Source organism: Variovorax sp. Varisp36 (assembly GCF_047304235.1).
Lineage (GTDB): Bacteria > Pseudomonadota > Gammaproteobacteria > Burkholderiales > Burkholderiaceae_C > Variovorax.
On sequence record NZ_JBGLYU010000011.1, the window covers coordinates 53,598 to 70,908 of the forward strand.

The following is a 17,311-nucleotide window of genomic DNA, read 5'->3' on the forward strand; positions in this document are numbered from 1 at the left end:
CGGCGCGAACAGGGAAATAGGAAATCACCATGAAACGCACTTATCAAGCATCCAAAGTCCGCCGCGCCCGTACCCACGGCTTCCTGGTCCGCATGAAGACCCGCGGCGGCCGCGCCGTCATCAACGCACGCCGCGCCAAGGGCCGCAAGCGCCTGGCGGTCTGACGGCAGCCCACCTGCCGTTGCCAGCAGCCGACACGTCAGCGCAGGCTTCCACAGCCAGCGCTTCCGGCGTATCCGGTCCGGCTTCCATGCAGCGGCTCAAGACCCGCGCGCAATTCCAGGCCGTCCTCGCAGGTGCCACCGTGGCGCGCACTGCTCATTTCGCATTGCATCGCTGTGCGCTCGATCTCGCATCGGGCGCACAGCCGTTGTTCGCGTCCGACGATGTCTGGCTGGGCGCCATGGTGCCCAAGCGCTGGGCGCGTCGCGCGGTCACGCGCAATGCCATCAAGCGCCAGATCTATACGGTGAGCGCCGCACCCGGCGTCGGCTTGCCACGTGCTGCGCACGTGGTGCGGCTGCGCGCCGGTTTCGACCGCAAGGAATTCGTGAGCGCCACATCGGACAAGCTCAAGGCAGCGGTGCGCGCCGAGCTCCAGCAGCTGCTGGCGCGGGCGGCGCGTTCTTCCGCGCCCGCTTCGGCACCTCCGCCCGCTTCCTCCTCGTCATGAAACGCCTGCTGATCGGCCTTGTGAAGGGCTACCGCCTGCTGCTGAGCCCCTGGCTCGGCCAGTCGTGCCGCTTCACGCCGACCTGTTCGGTGTATTCGATCGAGGCGCTGGAAGTGCATGGCGCGCTCAAGGGCAGTTACCTCACTCTGCACCGCATCGCGCGCTGCCAGCCATGGTGCGATGGCGGGCACGATCCGGTTCCACCGAAATCACAGCGTCGCACTGACAAGTCAGGCTCGCTGTTTTCGTCTCTTCTCTCCTCCGACAAGAAGTCTTCGTCATGAACGATATACGCCGCACGATCCTGTGGGTGATTTTTGGGTTCTCGCTGGTGCTGCTGTGGGACCAATGGCAGGTCTTCAACGGCAACAAGCCGACCTTCCTGCCGTCGAGCAAGCCGGCCGCGGTGGCCTCCGCCCCGGCCGCGGGCAGTGCACCCGCTGCCAGCAACGGCGTGCCGGCTGCATCTTCGTCGGGCGCGAGCGGCGGCAGCGCCGGTGCCGTGCCCACGCAAGCCGCTGCAGCCGCGCCGCGCGAGCAGGTCAGCGTGACCACCGACCTGTTCAAGGCCACGATCGACAGCGAAGGCGGCACAGTCAACCACCTCGAACTGCTGAAGTACGACGAAGCCGACCGCACCAAGCGCGTCGTGCTGTTCGAAAACGGCTCGCCGGCCACGCGCTATGTGGCGCAGACCGGCCTGCTGAATCCCGTCGACTCGGGTGAGCGCTTTCCCAACCACCTGACGCAGATGACGCCGAAGGCCGGCCCGCGCGAGATGGCCGATGGCCAGAACACGCTGGAAGTGGGCTTCGAAAGTGCCCCCGTCGGCGGCCTGAAGTACGTCAAGACCTACGTGTTCCACCGCGGCGACTACGCCATCGGCGTGCGCCACGAGGTGGTCAACACGAGCGACCAGCCGCGCGACGCCCAGCTCTACATGCAGCTGCTGCGCCATGGCACCGTGGCCGCCGGCACGATGTTCGGCACCAACACCTTCACCGGTCCCGCCGCGTACACCAACGAGAAGAAGTTCCACAAGCTCGACTTCAAGGACATCGCCAAGGGCAAGATCGAACCGCCCCCGCCGGCCAACGACGGCTGGATCGCGATGGTGCAGCACTACTTCGTGTCGGCCTGGCTGCTCAAGGGCGACCCGGCGAGCGAACAGCTGCGCCGAGAGTTCCGCGTGAAGGACCTGGGCGACAATCTGTTCACCGTGGCCATGGTGGCCACGCTGCCCAAGATCGCCCCCGGCGCCACGCAGGTCGTGAACAGCACGCTGTTCGCCGGCCCCGAGGAAGAAAAGAAGCTCGAAGCCATCGCGCCCGGCCTGGACCTGGTGAAGGACTACGGCATCTTCGCGATCATCTCCAAGCCGCTGTACTGGCTGCTGAACCAGCTGCACGGCATCCTGGGCAACTGGGGCTGGTCGATCGTCGCGCTGGTGGTGCTGCTGAAGGCGGCCTTCTACTGGCTCAACGCCAAGGCCTACGCCAGCATGGCCAAGATGAAGGCCATCAACCCGAAGATCATGGAGATGCGCGAGCGGCTCAAGGACAAGCCGCAAGAGATGCAGCAGGAGATGATGCGGATCTACAAGACCGAGAAGGTCAATCCGATGGGTGGCTGCTTCCCCATCGTGATCCAGATCCCGGTGTTCATCGCGCTCTACTGGGTGCTGCTGTCGTCGGTCGAAATGCGCCACGCCCCGTGGATCGGCTGGATCACCGACCTGTCGGCACCGGACCCCTGGTACATCCTGCCGATCGTGATGACGGCCACCTCGCTGTTCCAGACCTGGCTCAACCCGACGCCGCCCGATCCGATGCAGGCCAAGCTGATGTGGATCATGCCGCTCGCGTTCAGCGTGATGTTCATCTTCTTCCCGGCCGGCCTGGTGCTGTACTGGATCACGAACAACACGCTGTCGATCGCGCAGCAGTGGTTCATCAACAAGCGCCTGGGCGTGCTCGGCGCCAAGAAGTAGCCGCACGACGCCCCAGTCATCCCCCGAAAGGGCCGCGAAAGCGGCCCTTTTTGCTGAAAGAATCCGTACCATGCTTGCCCGCACCACCGATCCCATCGTCGCCATCGCCACTGCCTCGGGACGCGGCGCGGTCGGCATCGTGCGCGTGTCGGGGGCCAGGCTGGCGCCGCTGATCGATGCCATCTGCGGCCGCGCGCTCAAGCCGCGCGAAGCCACCTACCTGCCGTTTCGCGATGCGCACGGCGAGCCGGTCGACCATGGCCTGGCCGTTCACTTTCCCTCGCCGAATTCCTTCACCGGCGAGGACGTGCTCGAACTGCAGGCCCACGGCGGCGCGGTCGTGTTGCAGCTGCTGCTGGCGCGCTGCCTCGAAGCCGCGGCCGAGCCTGATCCCGTCACCGGCCGCGCTCGCCTGCCCGGCTTGCGCGTGGCCGAGCCCGGCGAATTCAGCCAGCGGGCCTTTCTCAACGGCAAGGTCGACCTGGCACAGGCCGAGGCCATTGCCGACCTGATCGACGCCAGCACCGAGGCGGCTGCGCGCAGCGCCGGGCGTTCGCTATCGGGCGCGTTCTCGCGCGAGATCCACACGCTGCGCGATGCGTTGATCCACCTGCGCATGCTGGTCGAAGCGACGCTCGACTTTCCGGAAGAAGAGATCGATTTCCTCCAGAAAGCCGATGCCACCGGGCAACTGGCAAAGCTGCAGTCGCAGCTCGCAGCCGTGCAGCAGCGCGCGAAACAGGGTGCGCTGCTGCGCGAAGGCATCAAGGTCGTGATCGCAGGCCAGCCCAACGCGGGCAAGAGCTCGCTGCTCAATGCGCTGGCCGGTGCCGAACTGGCCATCGTGAGCGCAGTGGCGGGCACCACGCGCGACGTGGTCTCGCAGACCATCCAGATCCACGGCGTGCCGCTGCACGTGGCCGACACCGCCGGCCTGCGCGAGAGCAGCGACGAGGTCGAGCAGATCGGTGTGGCGCGTGCCTGGGGCCAGATCGAAAGCGCCGACGCCGTACTGTTCCTGCACGACCTGACGCGCGCCCATCTGGCCGACTACGGCGCCGCCGATGCCGGCATCCTGGCCGGCCTGCGCCAGAAGCTGCCTGCGAGCGTGCCGGTGCTCGACGTCTGGAACAAGCAGGACGCCGCGCCTGACGCCCATGCCGGGCACGGCATCGCCCTGTCCGCCAAGACCGGCCTGGGCATCGAGGCCCTGCGTGAACAGCTACTGGCCATGGCCGGCTGGCAGGCCGTGCCCGAGGGTGTGTACCTCGCGCGGGCGCGCCACGTGCAGGCGCTGGCCCGGGTCGAAACGCACCTGGCGCTGGCGGCCAGCCATCTGGCGGCGCAGGCCCAGTTGCTCGACCTGCTGGCCGAAGAACTGCGGCTGGCGCAGAACGCCCTGAACGAGATCACCGGCGAGTTCGGCGCGGACGACCTGCTGGGCGTCATCTTTTCGCGCTTCTGCATTGGTAAATAGCGACAGCCGGTTTGAAAAACGTAAACAGTTGTAGCCGAATCTCCTGAGCATCGCTGATACTTCGGCTCACATGCGGGGGCCGAAGAAAACATGTCCATCCAGAACCTGAGCCGCGCCATCGCGGAGAACACGAGCACCGACGCGTTTGCGTTGACGTTCAACGTCCAGCAGTGGGAAACACTGGCGGGCTATCTGCAGCCCATCGATACCGGCGTTGGCGACGTGCTGATCGAACAGGGCACGCCGGACCGCTCGGTTTTCTTCATCGAGAGCGGTGCCATCAGCGTGCACCGCGTCAGCAGCAAGGAGCAGATGCGGCTGGCCGTGCTCACGCCCGGCTCGGTGGTCGGCGAAGGCTCGTTCTTCTCGCGCCAGCCGCATTCGGCCAACGTGGTGGTCACCGGCGCAGGCCGCGTGTGGCGGCTCACGGCGATCCGCTTTGCGGAAATGTCGAACCGCCAGCCCAATATGGCGCTGGAAATCGCGATGGCGCTCGGCGCCGTGATCGCCAAGCGCATGGCGCACCGCTCCAAGCGCGTCGCCGTGACCTGAGGCTGCGCTGTCCGCCGGCGGATCGATCTGCCACATGCGGGCAGGCCAGCCAGCTTTTCGTTTTGACCCCCGAGAGTAGTCAGTAAGCAATCCATGGCCTTGATCTGTCCGGTCTGCAGCACGGAAAACCGCGGCGGCGCGAATTTCTGCAGGAGCTGCGGCGTCAAGCTGCCTGCCGCGGGAGACCGGATTCCCCCGCCGCCGAGTCCCGAACGCGAATGGGCCGCCACCGCGCCCGCCCAGTTGCGCGCGCCGACCATCCCGGCGCCGCTGTTCGAGCCGGACGAGCTGCTGCCTGCGCGCGGATCTTTTTTCGGCAGGTCGGCCGCGCGGCAGAGCGACGAGCATGAACAGACCGTGCTCATGGTGCACGACGACGAACTGCCGCGGACACCCGCGCCGCCCGCTTCGCCGCCGGGCCTGGAGTCGACCTGGGCCCCGAAGTCCGGAACGAAAAGGAGAAGCCGGGCCAAGGTCCGGCAATCCGTGCCGGCCGAACGGCCGCCGCGCAAGCGCGTGATCCTGCTGTGGCTCGGTCTGCTGGTGGTCGCGGTGGCAATGATCGTCGCCGGTTGGTCCGGCAACGGGACGCGAAAGGCGCCTGCGGCCGCTGAAGAGGCCACCGCCCCAGCCACCGAAACTCCCGCGCCCGTGGCCCCATCGTCGCCGTCGCTCGCCGAACCTTCGCCGGCGGCGCCCGAACCTCAGCCCGCCGAGCCGGCCGTGACGCCGCCTCCCGTGGAAACCGCACCGGCTGCCGCCGCGGCGCCCAAGCCCGCTGCCAAGCCGCGCAACAAGCAGGCGATCACTGCCGCACTACCGTCGAACGCGCCCGAACCCGCTGCCGCGGTCGCTGCCCCCGCCCCGGCGCCGGCACCTGTCGCTGCGGCCGAGCCCCAGGCCATGTGCGGCGACCGCAACTTCATTGCCAAGGCGCAATGCATGGCGGCCCAGTGCCTGAAGCCCGAATTCAAGGCCCACGCGCAGTGCGAAGCGGTGCGCCGCCAGCAGCGCATCGAAGAAGAAAAGCGCAACCCGACGCTGATCAACTGAGCTCGCCTCTACCGGGGCACCCTGCGAAGCGGGTTCCGCGGCGTTCCCGAACAAGAAACTAGCCTTTTTGCAGGCGGTCGATGGCGATCGCCAGCGCAGCCGGCTTGCCGGACAGCACCAGCGTATCGCCCTCCGACAGCACCGTGCCGTCGGCCAGCGCACGCGGCTGGCCGTCGTGCCGGCGCAGGCTGGCCACACGCACGCCGAGCGTGGACAGCGCCAGCCGTTCCAGCGGCTGGCCCACCGCGCGCGCGCCGGCGTTGAGCGTGAAGCTGTTGAGGCGCTCGTGATCGAGTTCGTCGGCGTTGTCGTCATCGGCGCCGTGGAAGTAGCCGCGCAGCAGGTTGTAGCGGGCGTCGCGCTGATCCTGCACCACGCGGATCACGCGGCGCATCGGCACGCCGACCAGCGCCAGCGCATGGCTCGCGAGCATGAGCGAGCCTTCGATGGCCTCGGGTACCACTTCCGTCGCTCCGGCCGCCTGCAGTTTTTCCAGGTCGTGATCGTCCTGCGTGCGCACGATCACCGGCACGTGCGGCGCATGGGCGCGCGTGTTGGCCAGCACCTTCATCGCACCGGGCACATCGAGGTAGGTCACGACGACGGCACTCGCGCGCGCCAAGCCGGCCGCCATCAAGGCCTGCAGCCGCGCCGCATCGCCGAACACCACCGAGTCGCCGGCGGCGGCGGCCTGCCGCACGCGGTCGGGGTCGAGGTCGAGCGCCATGTACGGGATGCCCTCGCGTTCGAGGATGCGCGCCAGGTTCTGGCCGCAGCGCCCGTAGCCGCAGATGATCACGTGCTGCGCCGTGTTGATGGTCTTGCGCGCGATGGTCGTCATTTGCAGCGACTGCTGCAGCCAGTCGCTGGCCACGAGCTTTCGCACGATGGCGTTGCTGTACATGATGATGAACGGCGTCGTGAGCATCGACAGCACCATCGACGCCAGCACCGGGTTGGCCAGCCACGGCGGCAACAGGCTGCGCTCCTGCGCCAGCGTCAGCAGCACGAAGCCGAACTCGCCGGCCTGCGCCAGGTAAAGGCCGGTGCGCAGCGACACGCCCGAGGTGGCGCCCAGCACCCGCGCCAGCACCGTCACCAGCCCCAGCTTGAACGCCAGCGGCATCAGCAGCAGCACGGCCACCAGCAGCCAGCGTTCGACCACGATGTGCCAGTCGAGCGACATGCCCACGGTGATGAAGAACAGCCCCAGCAGCACGTCGTGGAAGGGACGGATGTCGGTCTCGACCTGGTGCTTGTATTCGGTCTCCGACACCAGCATGCCCGCGATGAAGGCGCCCAGCGCCAGGCTCAGGCCAGCCAGTTCGGTGAGCCAGGCCAGGCCGAGCGTGATCAGCAGCACGTTCAGGATGAAGAGCTCCTCGCTGCGCCGCCGCGCCACCAGCGTGAGCCACCAGCGCATGATGCGCGGGCCGCCGTACAGCAGCACGCCGATCAGGAAGCTCGCCTTCAGCAGCGCGAAGCCCAGCGCCTTGGCCAGCGCCTCGGGCGGCGCGCCCAGTGCGGGAATCAGCACCAGCAGCGGCACCACGGCCAGGTCCTGGAACAGCAGCACGCCCATCACGCGCTTGCCGTGTTCGCTCTCGAGTTCGAGCCGCTCGGCCATCAGCTTGACCACGATGGCCGTGCTGCTCATGGTGAGCGCGCCCGACAGCGCCAGCGCGGTCTGCCAGCCGAGCCGCCACGACGGCGGCAGCCAGTGGGCGATCAGCAGCGCGCCGGCCGTGGCGATGGCCATCGTCAGCAGCACCTGCAGCAGGCCGAGGCCGAACACGTGTTTTCGCATCGCGCGCAGCTTGGGCAGGCTGAACTCCAGCCCGATCACGAACATGAGGAACACCACGCCGAATTCGCCCAGGTGCTGGATGCCTTCGGTGTTCTGCGCCAGCGCGAAGGCATGCGGCCCGATCAGCACGCCGGCCGAGAGATAGCCCAGCATCGGCGGCAGCTTGAGGGAGCGGCACGCCACCACGCCGATCACCGCGGCGAGGAGATACAACAGCGTGAGATCGAACGAAGACATAGGCGGCGATGCTAGAGCAAGACCCGTGCGCAGCGCGTCGGGGAGGACACGCAGTGCCGAGCGTGGGGGCAACGAGCGCCGCCGGGCCGCCCCAAGGCGCGAGCGCCCCCTCGGGGGGCAGCGAGGACACGCAGTGCCGGGCGTGGGGGCAACCCTCCGACCCGTAAAATCCGGCAATGAGCTCCCGTCCCGTCCCGGCCCCCGTGGTCGACCCCGAAGCCATCCTCGCTCGGGCACGTCTCACCTTCGACATCGAAGCCGAAGCCGTCACCGGTCTGAAGACCCGCGTCGGCCCGAGCTTCGTCGAGGCCGTGCGCAAGATCCTCGAAGTGCGCGGCCGCGTGGTCGTGATGGGCATGGGCAAGAGCGGCCACGTCGGCCGCAAGATCGCCGCCACCCTCGCTTCCACCGGCACGCCCGCGATGTTCGTGCACCCGGCCGAGGCCAGCCACGGCGACCTTGGCATGATCAAGGCCGTCGACCTGGTGCTCGCCATTTCCAACAGCGGCGAGGTCGAAGAACTCACCGTCATCCTGCCGGTCGTCAAGCGCCAGGGCGTGCCCCTGATCGCCATGACCGGCCGCCCTGAATCCACCCTCGCGCGCCATGCCGACATCGTGATCGACGCCGGCGTGTCCAAGGAAGCCTGCCCGCTCAACCTCGCCCCCACCGCGAGCACCACCGCCCAGATGGCGATGGGCGACGCGCTGGCCGTGGCGCTGCTCGACGCGCGCGGCTTTGGTTCGGAAGACTTCGCGCGCTCGCACCCGGGCGGCGCGCTCGGGCGCAAGCTGCTCACCCACGTGAGCGACGTCATGCGCTCCGACGACGATGTGCCGCGCGTGGCACCCGACGCCGGCATCGGCGAGCTGATGCGCGCCATGAGCAACAAGGGCTTCGGCGCCGCGGCGGTGGTCGCGCCCGACGGCCGCGCGCTCGGCATCTTCACCGACGGCGACCTGCGCCGCCTGATCGAAGCCGGTGCCGACCTGCGCAGCCCCAAGGCGGCCGAAGTGATGCACCACAACCCGCGCACCATCCGCGTCGACGCGCTGGCGGTGGAAGCGGCCGAGCTCATGGAGCAGTGCGGCATCACCCGCCTGTTCGTGATCGACGGCGAGGGCGTGATCGTCGGCGCCATCAATACCAACGACCTGATGCGCGCGAAGGTCATCTGATGCCGCTCGAGTTCCAGGCCGAGACATTGCTCGCCGCGCAGGACGTGCGCATCGTCTTCTTCGACATCGACGGCGTGCTGACCGACGGCGGCGTGTACTTCACCGAGCACGGCGAGACGCTCAAGCGCTTCAGCATCCTCGACGGCTACGGCCTGAAGCTGCTGCGCAAGGCGGGCATCGTGCCGGCCGTGATCACGGGACGCGATTCCAAGCCGCTGCGCGTGCGGCTCGAGGCGCTGGGCATCGAGCACGTGCGCTACGGCACCGAAGACAAGCTGCCCGCCGCGCAGGCCATGCTCGACCAGCTCGGCTTCACCTGGGCGCAGGCCGCGGCCATCGGCGACGACTGGCCCGACCTGCCGGTGCTCCTGCGCGTGGGCTTCGCCGCGGCGCCGGCCAATGCCCACGCGGAAGTGCGCGGCATCGCGCGCTACGTCACCCGCGCGCGGGGCGGCGAAGGCGCGGCGCGCGAGTTCTGCGACCTGCTGCTCACGGCCTGTGGCCAGTACCGTGTCATGCTCGACGCAGCCCGGGGCCCGAATACATGAACAATGTCAAACGCGCATGGGGCATGGTGCGCGACGTCCTCGACCGCGCCACGATCTACCTGCCGATCATCCTGACGGCGGCCGTCGCGCTCGGCACCTACTGGCTGGTGCGCAACGCGCCCAAGCTGCTGGAGCCCACGGCCAAGGCCGCGCCCACGCACGAGCCCGACTACTTCATGCGCGATTTCGTCATCAAGAACTTCCTGCCCAACGGCGACCTGCGCAGCGAACTGCATGGCACCGAAGGCCGGCACTACCCGGACTCGGACACCATGGAGGTCGACAAGGTGCGCATGCGAACGGTGTCGCCCGAAGGCCTCGTGACGCGCGCAACGGCCGACCGGGGCGTGTCGAACTCCGACGGCAGCGAGATCCAGCTGTTCGGCAATGCGATCGTCATCCGCGATCCGTCCGTGGGGCCCGGTGGCAAGCCTGCGCCGCGCCTCGAGTTCCGTGGCGACTTCCTGCACGCCTACGTCGACACCGAGCGCGTCACGTCGAACAAGCCGGTCACGCTGATCCGCGGCACCGACCAGTTCACCGGCGACACGCTCGACTACGACAACCTGAGCGGCGTGGCGAATCTGAACGGCCGGGTGCGCGGTGTGCTGATTCCTTCAGCGGCCGCTCCTTCAGGGAAGCGCTGAATGACTCCATCCCCGCTTGTCTTCATCACCGGCGCCTCGAGCGGCATCGGCCAGGCGCTGGCTGCGAGCTTCTACGATGCGGGCTACCGCCTGGCGCTGGTCGCCCGGCGCACGGGCGAGATCGAATCGTGGGCTGCGGCGCGCCAGCTGAGCGCAGACCGCTACCGGATCTACAGTGCCGACGTGGCGCAGACCGACAGCATCGTCGCTGCGGGCAATGCCTGCATCGCGCAACAGGGGCTGCCCGACGTGGTGATCGCCAATGCAGGCATCAGTGTCGGCATCGACACGGCCGAGCGTTCCGACCTCGACGTGCTGGCGCAGACCTTCGCCACCAACAACGTCGGCCTGGCCGCCACCTTCCATCCATTCGTGCGCGCGATGGTGCAGCGCGGCAGCGGGCGGCTGGTGGGCATCGGCAGCGTGGCGTCCATCCGCGGGTTGCCGGGGCACGGCGCGTACTGCGCCAGCAAGGCCGGCGTGGTGGCGTACTGCGAGAGCCTGCGCGGCGAGCTGCACGGCAGCGGCGTCAAAGTCATCACCCTGTGCCCGGGCTACATCGATACGCCGCTGACGCAAGGCAACCGCTACGGCATGCCCTTCCTCATGAAGGCCGAGGATTTCGCCGCCCAGGCGCTGCGCGCCATCGAGGCCGGTACGAGCTATCGCGTGATCCCGTGGCAGATGGGCGTGGTTGCCAAGATCATGCGCATGCTGCCCAACGCCGTGCTGGACCGGGCGGTGCAGGGGCGCGCGCGCAAGAAGCGCAGCGGCGAGGCCTGACGAGCCGCACGCGCCGAGCGATCGGCCATTGAAAAAGGCTCCCGAGGGAGCCTTTTGTCTGTGTGCGCCTTGCAGTGCAGGGCTCAGTAGCCGCTGTTGCCGCCGCCGTAACCGCCGCCACCACCGCTGCGCGGGGGGCGTGCTTCCATCGGACGTGCTTCATTGACGACGACGCTGCGGCCGCCCAGGGGCTGGCCGTTCATGCCGTTGATGGCGGCTTGTGCTTCTGCGTCACTGCCCATCTCGACGAAGCCGAAGCCCTTCGAGCGGCCCGTGTCGCGTTCCATCATGACCTTGGCGCTGGTCACTGCGCCGAACTGACCGAAGGCCTGTTCGAGATCTCCGTCGCGCACCGAGTAAGGCAGGTTGCCGACGTACAGTTTGTTGCCCATCAAGGGACTCCTATAAACACATCAAGAAAAGCGATGGAGTCCCGGAAAGCATCACTCAAACGAGAGCCGTCGAGCCGCGCGAAACTGACCGATCACCGAACTTGCCCCCCGACCAAAATGAAGAGGGAGGCTCGTGCATTATGGGTGAAATAGCCGAAATGCAAGCAGGAATTTGCGTCTTGAGGTAGCACCCGTCAAAACCCCTGGAAGCTGGCGCCTACTTGCGGAGCGGGGCGAGGTCCTTGGTGCTACATGTAGAATCCGCCCGTCATTGGGGAGTAGCCGCCTTCCGATTTGCGAGAGGGGCCCGCGTCAACAGACTTGTCCTGCCCCACAGGACATGGCGCGTGCAGTGAACACACCTGGCGAGACCTTTGACCGTGCAACTTCGGGAATATGGCCGAAGGTGTTGCACGGTCAATTGCGTCCTTCGGCCCAAGGAACCCCTCATCATGGAAGCTTTTCTGGTTGCAACCGGCGTGGTTGCGCTCGCCGAAATGGGCGACAAGACCCAACTCCTGGCCCTCCTGCTCGCAGCCCGCTTCAGGAAACCCTGGCCGATCGTCCTCGGCATCTTCGCCGCCACCCTCATCAACCACGCGCTGGCCGGCGCGGTCGGCAACTACATCACGCGCTGGCTTGGGCCTGATGTGCTGCGCTGGATCCTGGGCGGCTCGTTCATCGCGATGGCCGCGTGGATGCTGATTCCAGACAAGCTCGACGACGATGACGCCCCGGGCGCGTCGAAGTTCGGGGTCTTCGGCACCACCGTGATCGCGTTCTTCCTCGCCGAGATGGGCGACAAGACCCAGATCGCCACCGTCATGCTCGCCGCCCGCTTCACGCACGATTATTTCTGGGTGGTGGCGGGCACCACGCTGGGCATGATGCTGGCCAACGCGCCGGTGGTATGGCTCGGCGAGAAGATCGTGCGGCGCGTGCCGATCAAGCTCGTGCACGGCATCTCGGCCGCGATCTTCCTGGTGCTGGGCATCATCATGATCATCGGCTGGTAAGAAAAAGGCAGGGGGCCCTTCCAGAAACACCGCGGAACCGGCTTTGCCGGGCCGCAGGTGTTGCCCCCGAAGGGGGTTGGCGAAGCGACACGAAGTGCGCGCAGCCTGGGGGATATACTTTGCCTTGCGCCGATTTGCTTCAGCTTGCGGGCGCTTTATAAATCCAGCTAAAGACAGGCGCGGCAGACCCGGCTCGTTTTTGGCGAGGCCGGGTTTTTTTCATTCATGTCGTCGTCACCATCCTTGGTCGTCACCTCGCAGTCGATGCAGTTCGCAGGCCCCCTGGCCCTGCGCAGCGGCGCGTCGATCAGCGACTACACGCTCGCCTACGAAACCTACGGCACCCTGAACGCCGAGCGCAGCAATGCGGTGCTGGTCTGCCACGCGCTCAATGCGTCGCACCACGTCGCGGGCGTCTACGAAGGCCAGGCCCGTTCCGAAGGCTGGTGGGACAACATGGTCGGTCCGGGCAAGCCGGTCGACACCGATCGCTTCTTCGTCATCGGTGTGAACAACCTCGGCTCCTGCTTCGGCTCGACCGGACCGATGCACGCCAACCCCGCCACTGGCCGTGTCTACGGCGCCGACTTCCCGGTGGTCACGGTCGAGGACTGGGTGGACGCCCAGGCCGTGCTGCTCGACGCGCTCGGCATCCGCACGCTCGCGGCTGTGATGGGCGGCAGCCTCGGCGGCATGCAGGCGCTCTCGTGGACGCTGCAGTATCCCGACCGCGTGCGCCACGCCGTCGTCGTGGCGAGCGCGCCCAACCTCACGGCCGAGAACATCGCCTTCAACGAGGTTGCGCGCCGCGCGATCGTCACCGACCCCGATTTCCACGGCGGCCACTTCTACGAACACGGCGTGATCCCCAAGCGCGGCCTGCGCATCGCGCGGATGATCGGCCACATCACCTACCTCAGCGACGACGTGATGAACGCCAAGTTCGGCCGCATCCTGCGCAGCGCCGTGGAGGGCGAGGCCGCGGGGCTCGACTACCGCTACTCCACGCAGGACGTCGAGTTCCAGATCGAAAGCTACCTGCGCTACCAGGGCGACAAGTTCAGCGAGTACTTCGACGCCAACACCTACCTGCTGATCACCCGCGCGCTCGACTACTTCGACCCCGCACGCAGCCACGGCGGCAAGCTCAGCACCGCGCTGGCCCAGGCCACCGCCCAGTTCCTGCTCGTGAGCTTCAAGACCGACTGGCGCTTCTCGCCCGCGCGCAGCCGCGAACTGGTGAAGGCGCTGCTCGACAACCGCCGCAACGTCAGCTACGCCGAGATCGATGCGCCGCACGGCCACGACGCCTTCCTGCTCGACGACGTGCGCTACATGGGCGTGGTGCGCTCCTACTTCGAGCGCGTCGCCAAGGAGTTCCTGCAATGAGCGACCTCGAGCATCAACGATTGATCGCCGAGCTGGTGCCGCGAGGCGCGCGGGTGCTCGACCTGGGCTGCGGCGACGGCGCCCTGCTCGACCTGCTGCAGCGCGAGCGCGGCTGTACCGGCTACGGCGTGGAGATCGCCGACGGCAACGTGCTGCAGTGCATTCGCCGCGGCGTCGACGTGATCCAGCTCAACCTCGACGAAGGCCTCGCGATGTTCGACGACGCCTCCTTCGACGTGGTGCTTCAGATCGACACTCTGCAGCACCTGCGCAATGCCGAGGTGATGCTGCGCGAGACCGCGCGCGTGGGCCGCATCGGCGTCGTCGCCTTTCCCAACTTCGCGCACTGGCCCAACCGCCTGAGCGTGGCGCGCGGCCGCATGCCGGTGACGCGCCGCCTGCCCTACCAGTGGTACGACACGCCCAATATCCGCGTCGGCACCTTCAAGGACTTCGAGGTGCTGGCCGGCAAGAACAACCTGCGCGTGCTCGACGCCTTCGGCCTGCAGAACGGGCGCGACGTGCGCTGGCTGCCCAACGCGCGCGCCAGCACGGCGGTCTTCAAGTTCGAGCGCGGCGGCGGCTGAACGCCACGAAGAACGCCGGATGAGCTTCACGCTTGCACAGCCGGTCCACAGCGAGCTGCTCATCAAGAAAAGCCGCTTCATCGGCTGCGTGCAGCCGGTGGCCGACCGAGCGGCCGCGCTGGCCGTGGTCGCCTCGCTGCGCGCCGAACACCCCGCGGCCGCACATGTGTGCTGGGCCCTGATGGCCGGCGGCCAGTCGGCCGCGAACGACGACGGCGAACCCGGCGGCACGGCCGGCCGACCGATGCTGGAGGTGTTGCGCCACCAGCAGGTCGAAGGCGCGCTCGCGACCGTGGTGCGCTACTTCGGCGGCGTGAAGCTCGGCGCGGGCGGTCTCGTGCGGGCCTACACCGACGCGGTTGCACAGGCCCTGCTCGGCGCCACGCTCGTGCCGTTGCTGCGCCAGCGCAGCCTGCGCTGCGCCGTGCCCTATGCGCTCGAAGGACTCGTGCGGCGCGAACTCGCCGCGGCCGGGGCGGTGCTCGACGGCGTGCAGCATGGCGACGACGTCGCCTTCGCCTTCTCGCTCCCCGAGCCCGATGCCGATGCCTTCATCGCCCGCCTCGGCGATGCTGCGCAAGGGCGCGTCGTCTGGCCGCAGGCGTAACGCGCTTCGGCGGCACGCTGAGCGGCGCCGTCATCGCGAGGATGCCGCGCGGCGCCAATGGCATTGCTTCGTCATCGGGTCCGCGCCGCGCCATCTCCGCGGTCACGATGCCGGTCGGTACCGCGAGCACGCCCCAGCCCAGCAGCATCATGACGGAGGCGATCGCGCGGCCCAGGTCGGTCTTGGGCACGAGGTCGCCGAAGCCCACCGTGGCCATCGTCGAGATGGCCCAGTAGATCGCCACCGGGATGCTGGTGAAGCCATGCACCGGCCCTTCGACCACGTACATCAGTGTGCCCATCACCAGCACCACCAGCATCACGAAGCCGACGAACACGGTGATCTTGCGCCGGCTCGATGCCACCGCCGACACCAATGCGCGGTACTCCACCGAGTAGCGCGACAGCTTGAAGATGCGGAACACGCGCAACAGCCGCAGGATGCGCACGTCGATCAGGTAGGCCATCTCGGGCGCGAAGGCCACGAGAAAAGTCGGCAGCAGCGCCAGCAGGTCGATCACGCCGTAGAAGCTCGTTGCATAGCGCAGCGGCTTGTTCACGCAGCTCAGCCGCGCGAGGTACTCCAGCGTGAAGAGAATGGTGAACACCCACTCGAGCACATTGAACAGCGGCCGCCACTGCTCTCGGATCGGCTGCACGCTGTCGAGGATCACCACCAGCACGCTGGTCACGATCACCGCGATCAGCGCTAGGTCGAACATCAGCCCGGCGCGCGTGTCGGCCTCGAAGATCACCGTGAACAGCGTGCGCCGCCAGCCGTGCGTGGGCTTGTCGAAGCGTGAATCGGTGGCGGACGACATGGCGCGCGAGGTGTGCGCGGCGGAGAGGTTGTCGGTGTTCGAGCGGCTCATGGCGCCACATTGTCATGTCCATGGCCGACTTATTCGGTTACGCTTATTGCGCAATGAAGTGCCGCAGGCCGTGAGCGCGTTCTTACGATAGTCCCTTTCTTGAGGAGCTCCCCCTTGGCTACACAGTCCCCCTTCTTCGGCAAGCGTGATCGTGACACCGATTCGTTGACATCGCGCCCTGCACCGCTCGTCGGTTCGGGCACCAATCTCTCCGGAACCCCCGTCAATCCCTCGTCGCTGACCGCACAGCAAGGCGGCCTGAACGCGGCCGCCGCACCTGCCGCCAAGGAAGGCGGCAGCAAGCTCACCGTCGGCCCGAACATCAAGCTCAAGGGCGTCGAGATCACCGATTGCGACACGCTCGTGGTCGAAGGCCTCGTCGAGGCCACCATGGACTCGCGCCTGATGCAGATCGCCGAGCAGGGCGAGTTCAAGGGCTCGGCCGAGATCGATATCGCCGAAATCCGCGGCGTGTTCGACGGCAGCCTCACGGTGCGCGAAAAGCTCGTGATCCACTCGACCGGCAAGGTCACCGGCAAGATCCGCTACGGCAAGATCGTGATCGAAGAAGGCGGCCAGCTGTCGGGCGAGATCAGCTTCGGCGCCAAGCCGTCGCTGCACGCGGCGGCTTAAGCCTCCACCACGGGAGGCTTCCATCCCAGGCGCTCCAGCAAGGCACCGGCCGCGGCCGGTGCCTTTTCTTTGGCGCCGTTGATGAAGTAGACGAACACGTCGCGCTTCCTGGGCGACTCGGCCCAGCCCTGCGCGCGTGCGGCCCAGGTGTCGAGCGCCTTGGGGGCGTAGCCGGTCTTGAGCTCGGCGTCGGCCATCATGAGCCGTGCGTAGGCGACATCGCCCTCGGGCTCCTCGAACGATGGAAACTTGTCGGCGTCCGTGAACACGGTCGAGACCTTGTGCTTCTTCGCGAGTGCCTTGTAGGCGGGCACGATGAAGCTTTCGTGCCGCACGTCCATCACGTGCCGCAGCACGCGGCTGCCCTCCTTCTTGGGCAGCAGCTCTAGAAAAGCCTCGAAGTCTTCCGCATCGAACTGCTTGGTCGGCATGAACTGCCACACGATCGGTCCGAGCTTGTCGCCGAGTTCGCTCACGCCGCTGTCGATGAAGCGCTTGATCGAGTCTCCCGCGGTGGCAAGCACCTTGCGATTGGTGGTGAAGCGCGAGGCCTTCATCGAGAACACGAAGCCTTCGGGCGCTTCGTCGTGCCACTTGCGGAAAGTATCAGGCTTGAAGGTGCTGTAGTAGGTGCCGTTGATCTCGATGGCGCTGACCTGTCGGCTTGCGTAGTTCAACTCCTTCGCGTGCGCGAGGCCCTTGGGATAGAAGTTATCGCGCCAGGGTTCGTAGGTCCAGCCTCCTATGCCCACCTTGATCCGAGTCGATGCTGCCTTGCTCACATTGCGCTCCGGGTTGAGATCGCCCGCACTCTACGCGGGCTCGCCGCCGGGCGCAAAATGCGTTTTTTCGTCACCCGCGGAGAACCCTT

General features: G+C 67.3%; 19 protein-coding genes, 1 pseudogene and 1 riboswitch. Of the genes and pseudogenes, 16 read left to right on the top strand and 4 right to left on the bottom strand.

What is annotated here, in order from left to right; all coding sequences use genetic code 11:
* The first annotated feature begins 29 nt into the window (after positions 1 to 29).
* The 7 genes from rpmH to ACCD11_RS09425 all read left to right on the top strand — a co-directional run bounded on the left by rpmH (position 30) and on the right by ACCD11_RS09425 (position 5,745).
* A complete protein-coding gene (gene rpmH / locus ACCD11_RS09395) occupies positions 30 to 164 on the top strand; it encodes a 50S ribosomal protein L34 (protein WP_007834827.1) in 135 nt (44 codons plus the stop codon).
* 86 nt (positions 165 to 250) lie between these two features.
* Positions 251 to 673: a ribonuclease P protein component gene (locus ACCD11_RS09400; protein ID WP_413313650.1), complete on the top strand. Its 423-nt coding sequence runs from the start codon at positions 251 to 253 to the stop codon at positions 671 to 673.
* Positions 670 to 957 (top strand): membrane protein insertion efficiency factor YidD, encoded by a 288-nt coding sequence (yidD, locus tag ACCD11_RS09405; RefSeq protein ID WP_007834832.1) that lies wholly within the window; start codon positions 670 to 672, stop codon positions 955 to 957. The genes ACCD11_RS09400 and yidD overlap by 4 nt, the downstream gene beginning before the upstream one ends.
* Positions 954 to 2,663: a membrane protein insertase YidC gene (yidC, locus tag ACCD11_RS09410; protein WP_007834833.1), complete on the top strand. Its 1,710-nt coding sequence runs from the start codon at positions 954 to 956 to the stop codon at positions 2,661 to 2,663. The genes yidD and yidC overlap by 4 nt, the downstream gene beginning before the upstream one ends.
* Before the next feature lie 70 nt (positions 2,664 to 2,733).
* A complete protein-coding gene (gene mnmE / locus ACCD11_RS09415; protein ID WP_413313651.1) occupies positions 2,734 to 4,140 on the top strand; it encodes a tRNA uridine-5-carboxymethylaminomethyl(34) synthesis GTPase MnmE in 1,407 nt (468 codons plus the stop codon).
* Positions 4,141 to 4,230: 90 nt separating this feature from the next.
* Complete coding sequence (locus ACCD11_RS09420) at positions 4,231 to 4,692, top strand: Crp/Fnr family transcriptional regulator (RefSeq protein ID WP_007834835.1); 462 nt, start codon at positions 4,231 to 4,233, stop codon at positions 4,690 to 4,692.
* Between the two features lie 93 nt (positions 4,693 to 4,785).
* The gene (locus ACCD11_RS09425) at positions 4,786 to 5,745 is read left to right on the top strand and encodes a zinc ribbon domain-containing protein (protein WP_413313652.1); all 960 of its coding nucleotides are present in this window, start codon (positions 4,786 to 4,788) and stop codon (positions 5,743 to 5,745) included.
* Positions 5,746 to 5,803: 58 nt separating this feature from the next.
* On the opposite strand, the gene ACCD11_RS09430 is transcribed toward ACCD11_RS09425, so the two are convergent.
* On the bottom strand, positions 5,804 to 7,789 hold the full coding sequence (locus ACCD11_RS09430) for a monovalent cation:proton antiporter-2 (CPA2) family protein (protein ID WP_413313653.1): 1,986 nt from the start codon (positions 7,787 to 7,789) through the stop codon (positions 5,804 to 5,806).
* A 176-nt stretch (positions 7,790 to 7,965) separates the two neighbouring features.
* Between ACCD11_RS09430 and ACCD11_RS09435 the strand changes: the two genes are divergently transcribed.
* Genes ACCD11_RS09435 through ACCD11_RS09450 form a run of 4 tightly spaced genes read left to right on the top strand, consistent with a single transcriptional unit; the run spans position 7,966 to position 10,945 of the window.
* Complete coding sequence (locus ACCD11_RS09435; protein ID WP_413313654.1) at positions 7,966 to 8,967, top strand: KpsF/GutQ family sugar-phosphate isomerase; 1,002 nt, start codon at positions 7,966 to 7,968, stop codon at positions 8,965 to 8,967.
* Entirely contained in the window at positions 8,967 to 9,515 is a 549-nt protein-coding gene (locus ACCD11_RS09440; protein WP_007834841.1) for a KdsC family phosphatase, read from the top strand. The genes ACCD11_RS09435 and ACCD11_RS09440 overlap by 1 nt, the downstream gene beginning before the upstream one ends.
* Positions 9,512 to 10,162, top strand: a complete 651-nt coding sequence (gene lptC / locus ACCD11_RS09445; protein ID WP_007834842.1) for an LPS export ABC transporter periplasmic protein LptC — start codon at positions 9,512 to 9,514, stop codon at positions 10,160 to 10,162. Before ACCD11_RS09440 ends, lptC begins: the two co-directional genes overlap by 4 nt.
* Positions 10,163 to 10,945: an SDR family oxidoreductase gene (locus ACCD11_RS09450; protein ID WP_413313655.1), complete on the top strand. Its 783-nt coding sequence runs from the start codon at positions 10,163 to 10,165 to the stop codon at positions 10,943 to 10,945. It abuts the gene before it with no gap.
* Positions 10,946 to 11,031: 86 nt separating this feature from the next.
* On the opposite strand, the pseudogene ACCD11_RS09455 reads toward ACCD11_RS09450, so the two are convergent.
* Positions 11,032 to 11,337 (bottom strand): annotated as a pseudogene (locus ACCD11_RS09455) (RNA recognition motif domain-containing protein); the annotation flags it as partial.
* Between the two features lie 261 nt (positions 11,338 to 11,598).
* Positions 11,599 to 11,775, top strand: a riboswitch (yybP-ykoY riboswitch).
* 14 nt (positions 11,776 to 11,789) lie between these two features.
* Between ACCD11_RS09455 and ACCD11_RS09460 the strand changes: the two are divergent.
* From ACCD11_RS09460 to ACCD11_RS09475, 4 genes are all read left to right on the top strand, one after another.
* Positions 11,790 to 12,353, top strand: coding sequence for a TMEM165/GDT1 family protein (locus tag ACCD11_RS09460; RefSeq protein ID WP_007834845.1), 564 nt, complete (start codon positions 11,790 to 11,792; stop codon positions 12,351 to 12,353).
* Positions 12,354 to 12,578: 225 nt separating this feature from the next.
* Positions 12,579 to 13,742 (top strand): homoserine O-succinyltransferase MetX, encoded by a 1,164-nt coding sequence (gene metX / locus ACCD11_RS09465; RefSeq protein WP_042673612.1) that lies wholly within the window; start codon positions 12,579 to 12,581, stop codon positions 13,740 to 13,742.
* Complete coding sequence (gene metW, locus ACCD11_RS09470; RefSeq protein WP_007834857.1) at positions 13,739 to 14,329, top strand: methionine biosynthesis protein MetW; 591 nt, start codon at positions 13,739 to 13,741, stop codon at positions 14,327 to 14,329. Before metX ends, metW begins: the two co-directional genes overlap by 4 nt.
* 19 nt (positions 14,330 to 14,348) lie before the next feature.
* Positions 14,349 to 14,936 carry an IMPACT family protein gene (locus tag ACCD11_RS09475; protein WP_056517353.1) on the top strand — a complete coding sequence of 196 codons (588 nt, stop codon included), beginning with the start codon at positions 14,349 to 14,351 and terminating at the stop codon, positions 14,934 to 14,936.
* Here the strand turns inward: ACCD11_RS09475 and ACCD11_RS09480 are convergent.
* Positions 14,881 to 15,807 carry an ion transporter gene (locus ACCD11_RS09480; protein WP_413313656.1) on the bottom strand — a complete coding sequence of 309 codons (927 nt, stop codon included), beginning with the start codon at positions 15,805 to 15,807 and terminating at the stop codon, positions 14,881 to 14,883. The genes ACCD11_RS09475 and ACCD11_RS09480 overlap by 56 nt on opposite strands.
* 114 nt (positions 15,808 to 15,921) lie before the next feature.
* Here ACCD11_RS09480 and ACCD11_RS09485 point away from each other — a divergent pair, with 114 nt between their 5' ends.
* On the top strand, positions 15,922 to 16,440 hold the full coding sequence (locus ACCD11_RS09485) for a bactofilin family protein (protein WP_007834862.1): 519 nt from the start codon (positions 15,922 to 15,924) through the stop codon (positions 16,438 to 16,440).
* Here the strand turns inward: ACCD11_RS09485 and ACCD11_RS09490 are convergent.
* On the bottom strand, positions 16,437 to 17,222 hold the full coding sequence (locus ACCD11_RS09490; protein ID WP_413313657.1) for a DUF72 domain-containing protein: 786 nt from the start codon (positions 17,220 to 17,222) through the stop codon (positions 16,437 to 16,439). The two genes, ACCD11_RS09485 and ACCD11_RS09490, sit on opposite strands and share 4 nt — an antisense overlap.
* Between the last annotated feature and the right edge of the window lie 89 nt (positions 17,223 to 17,311).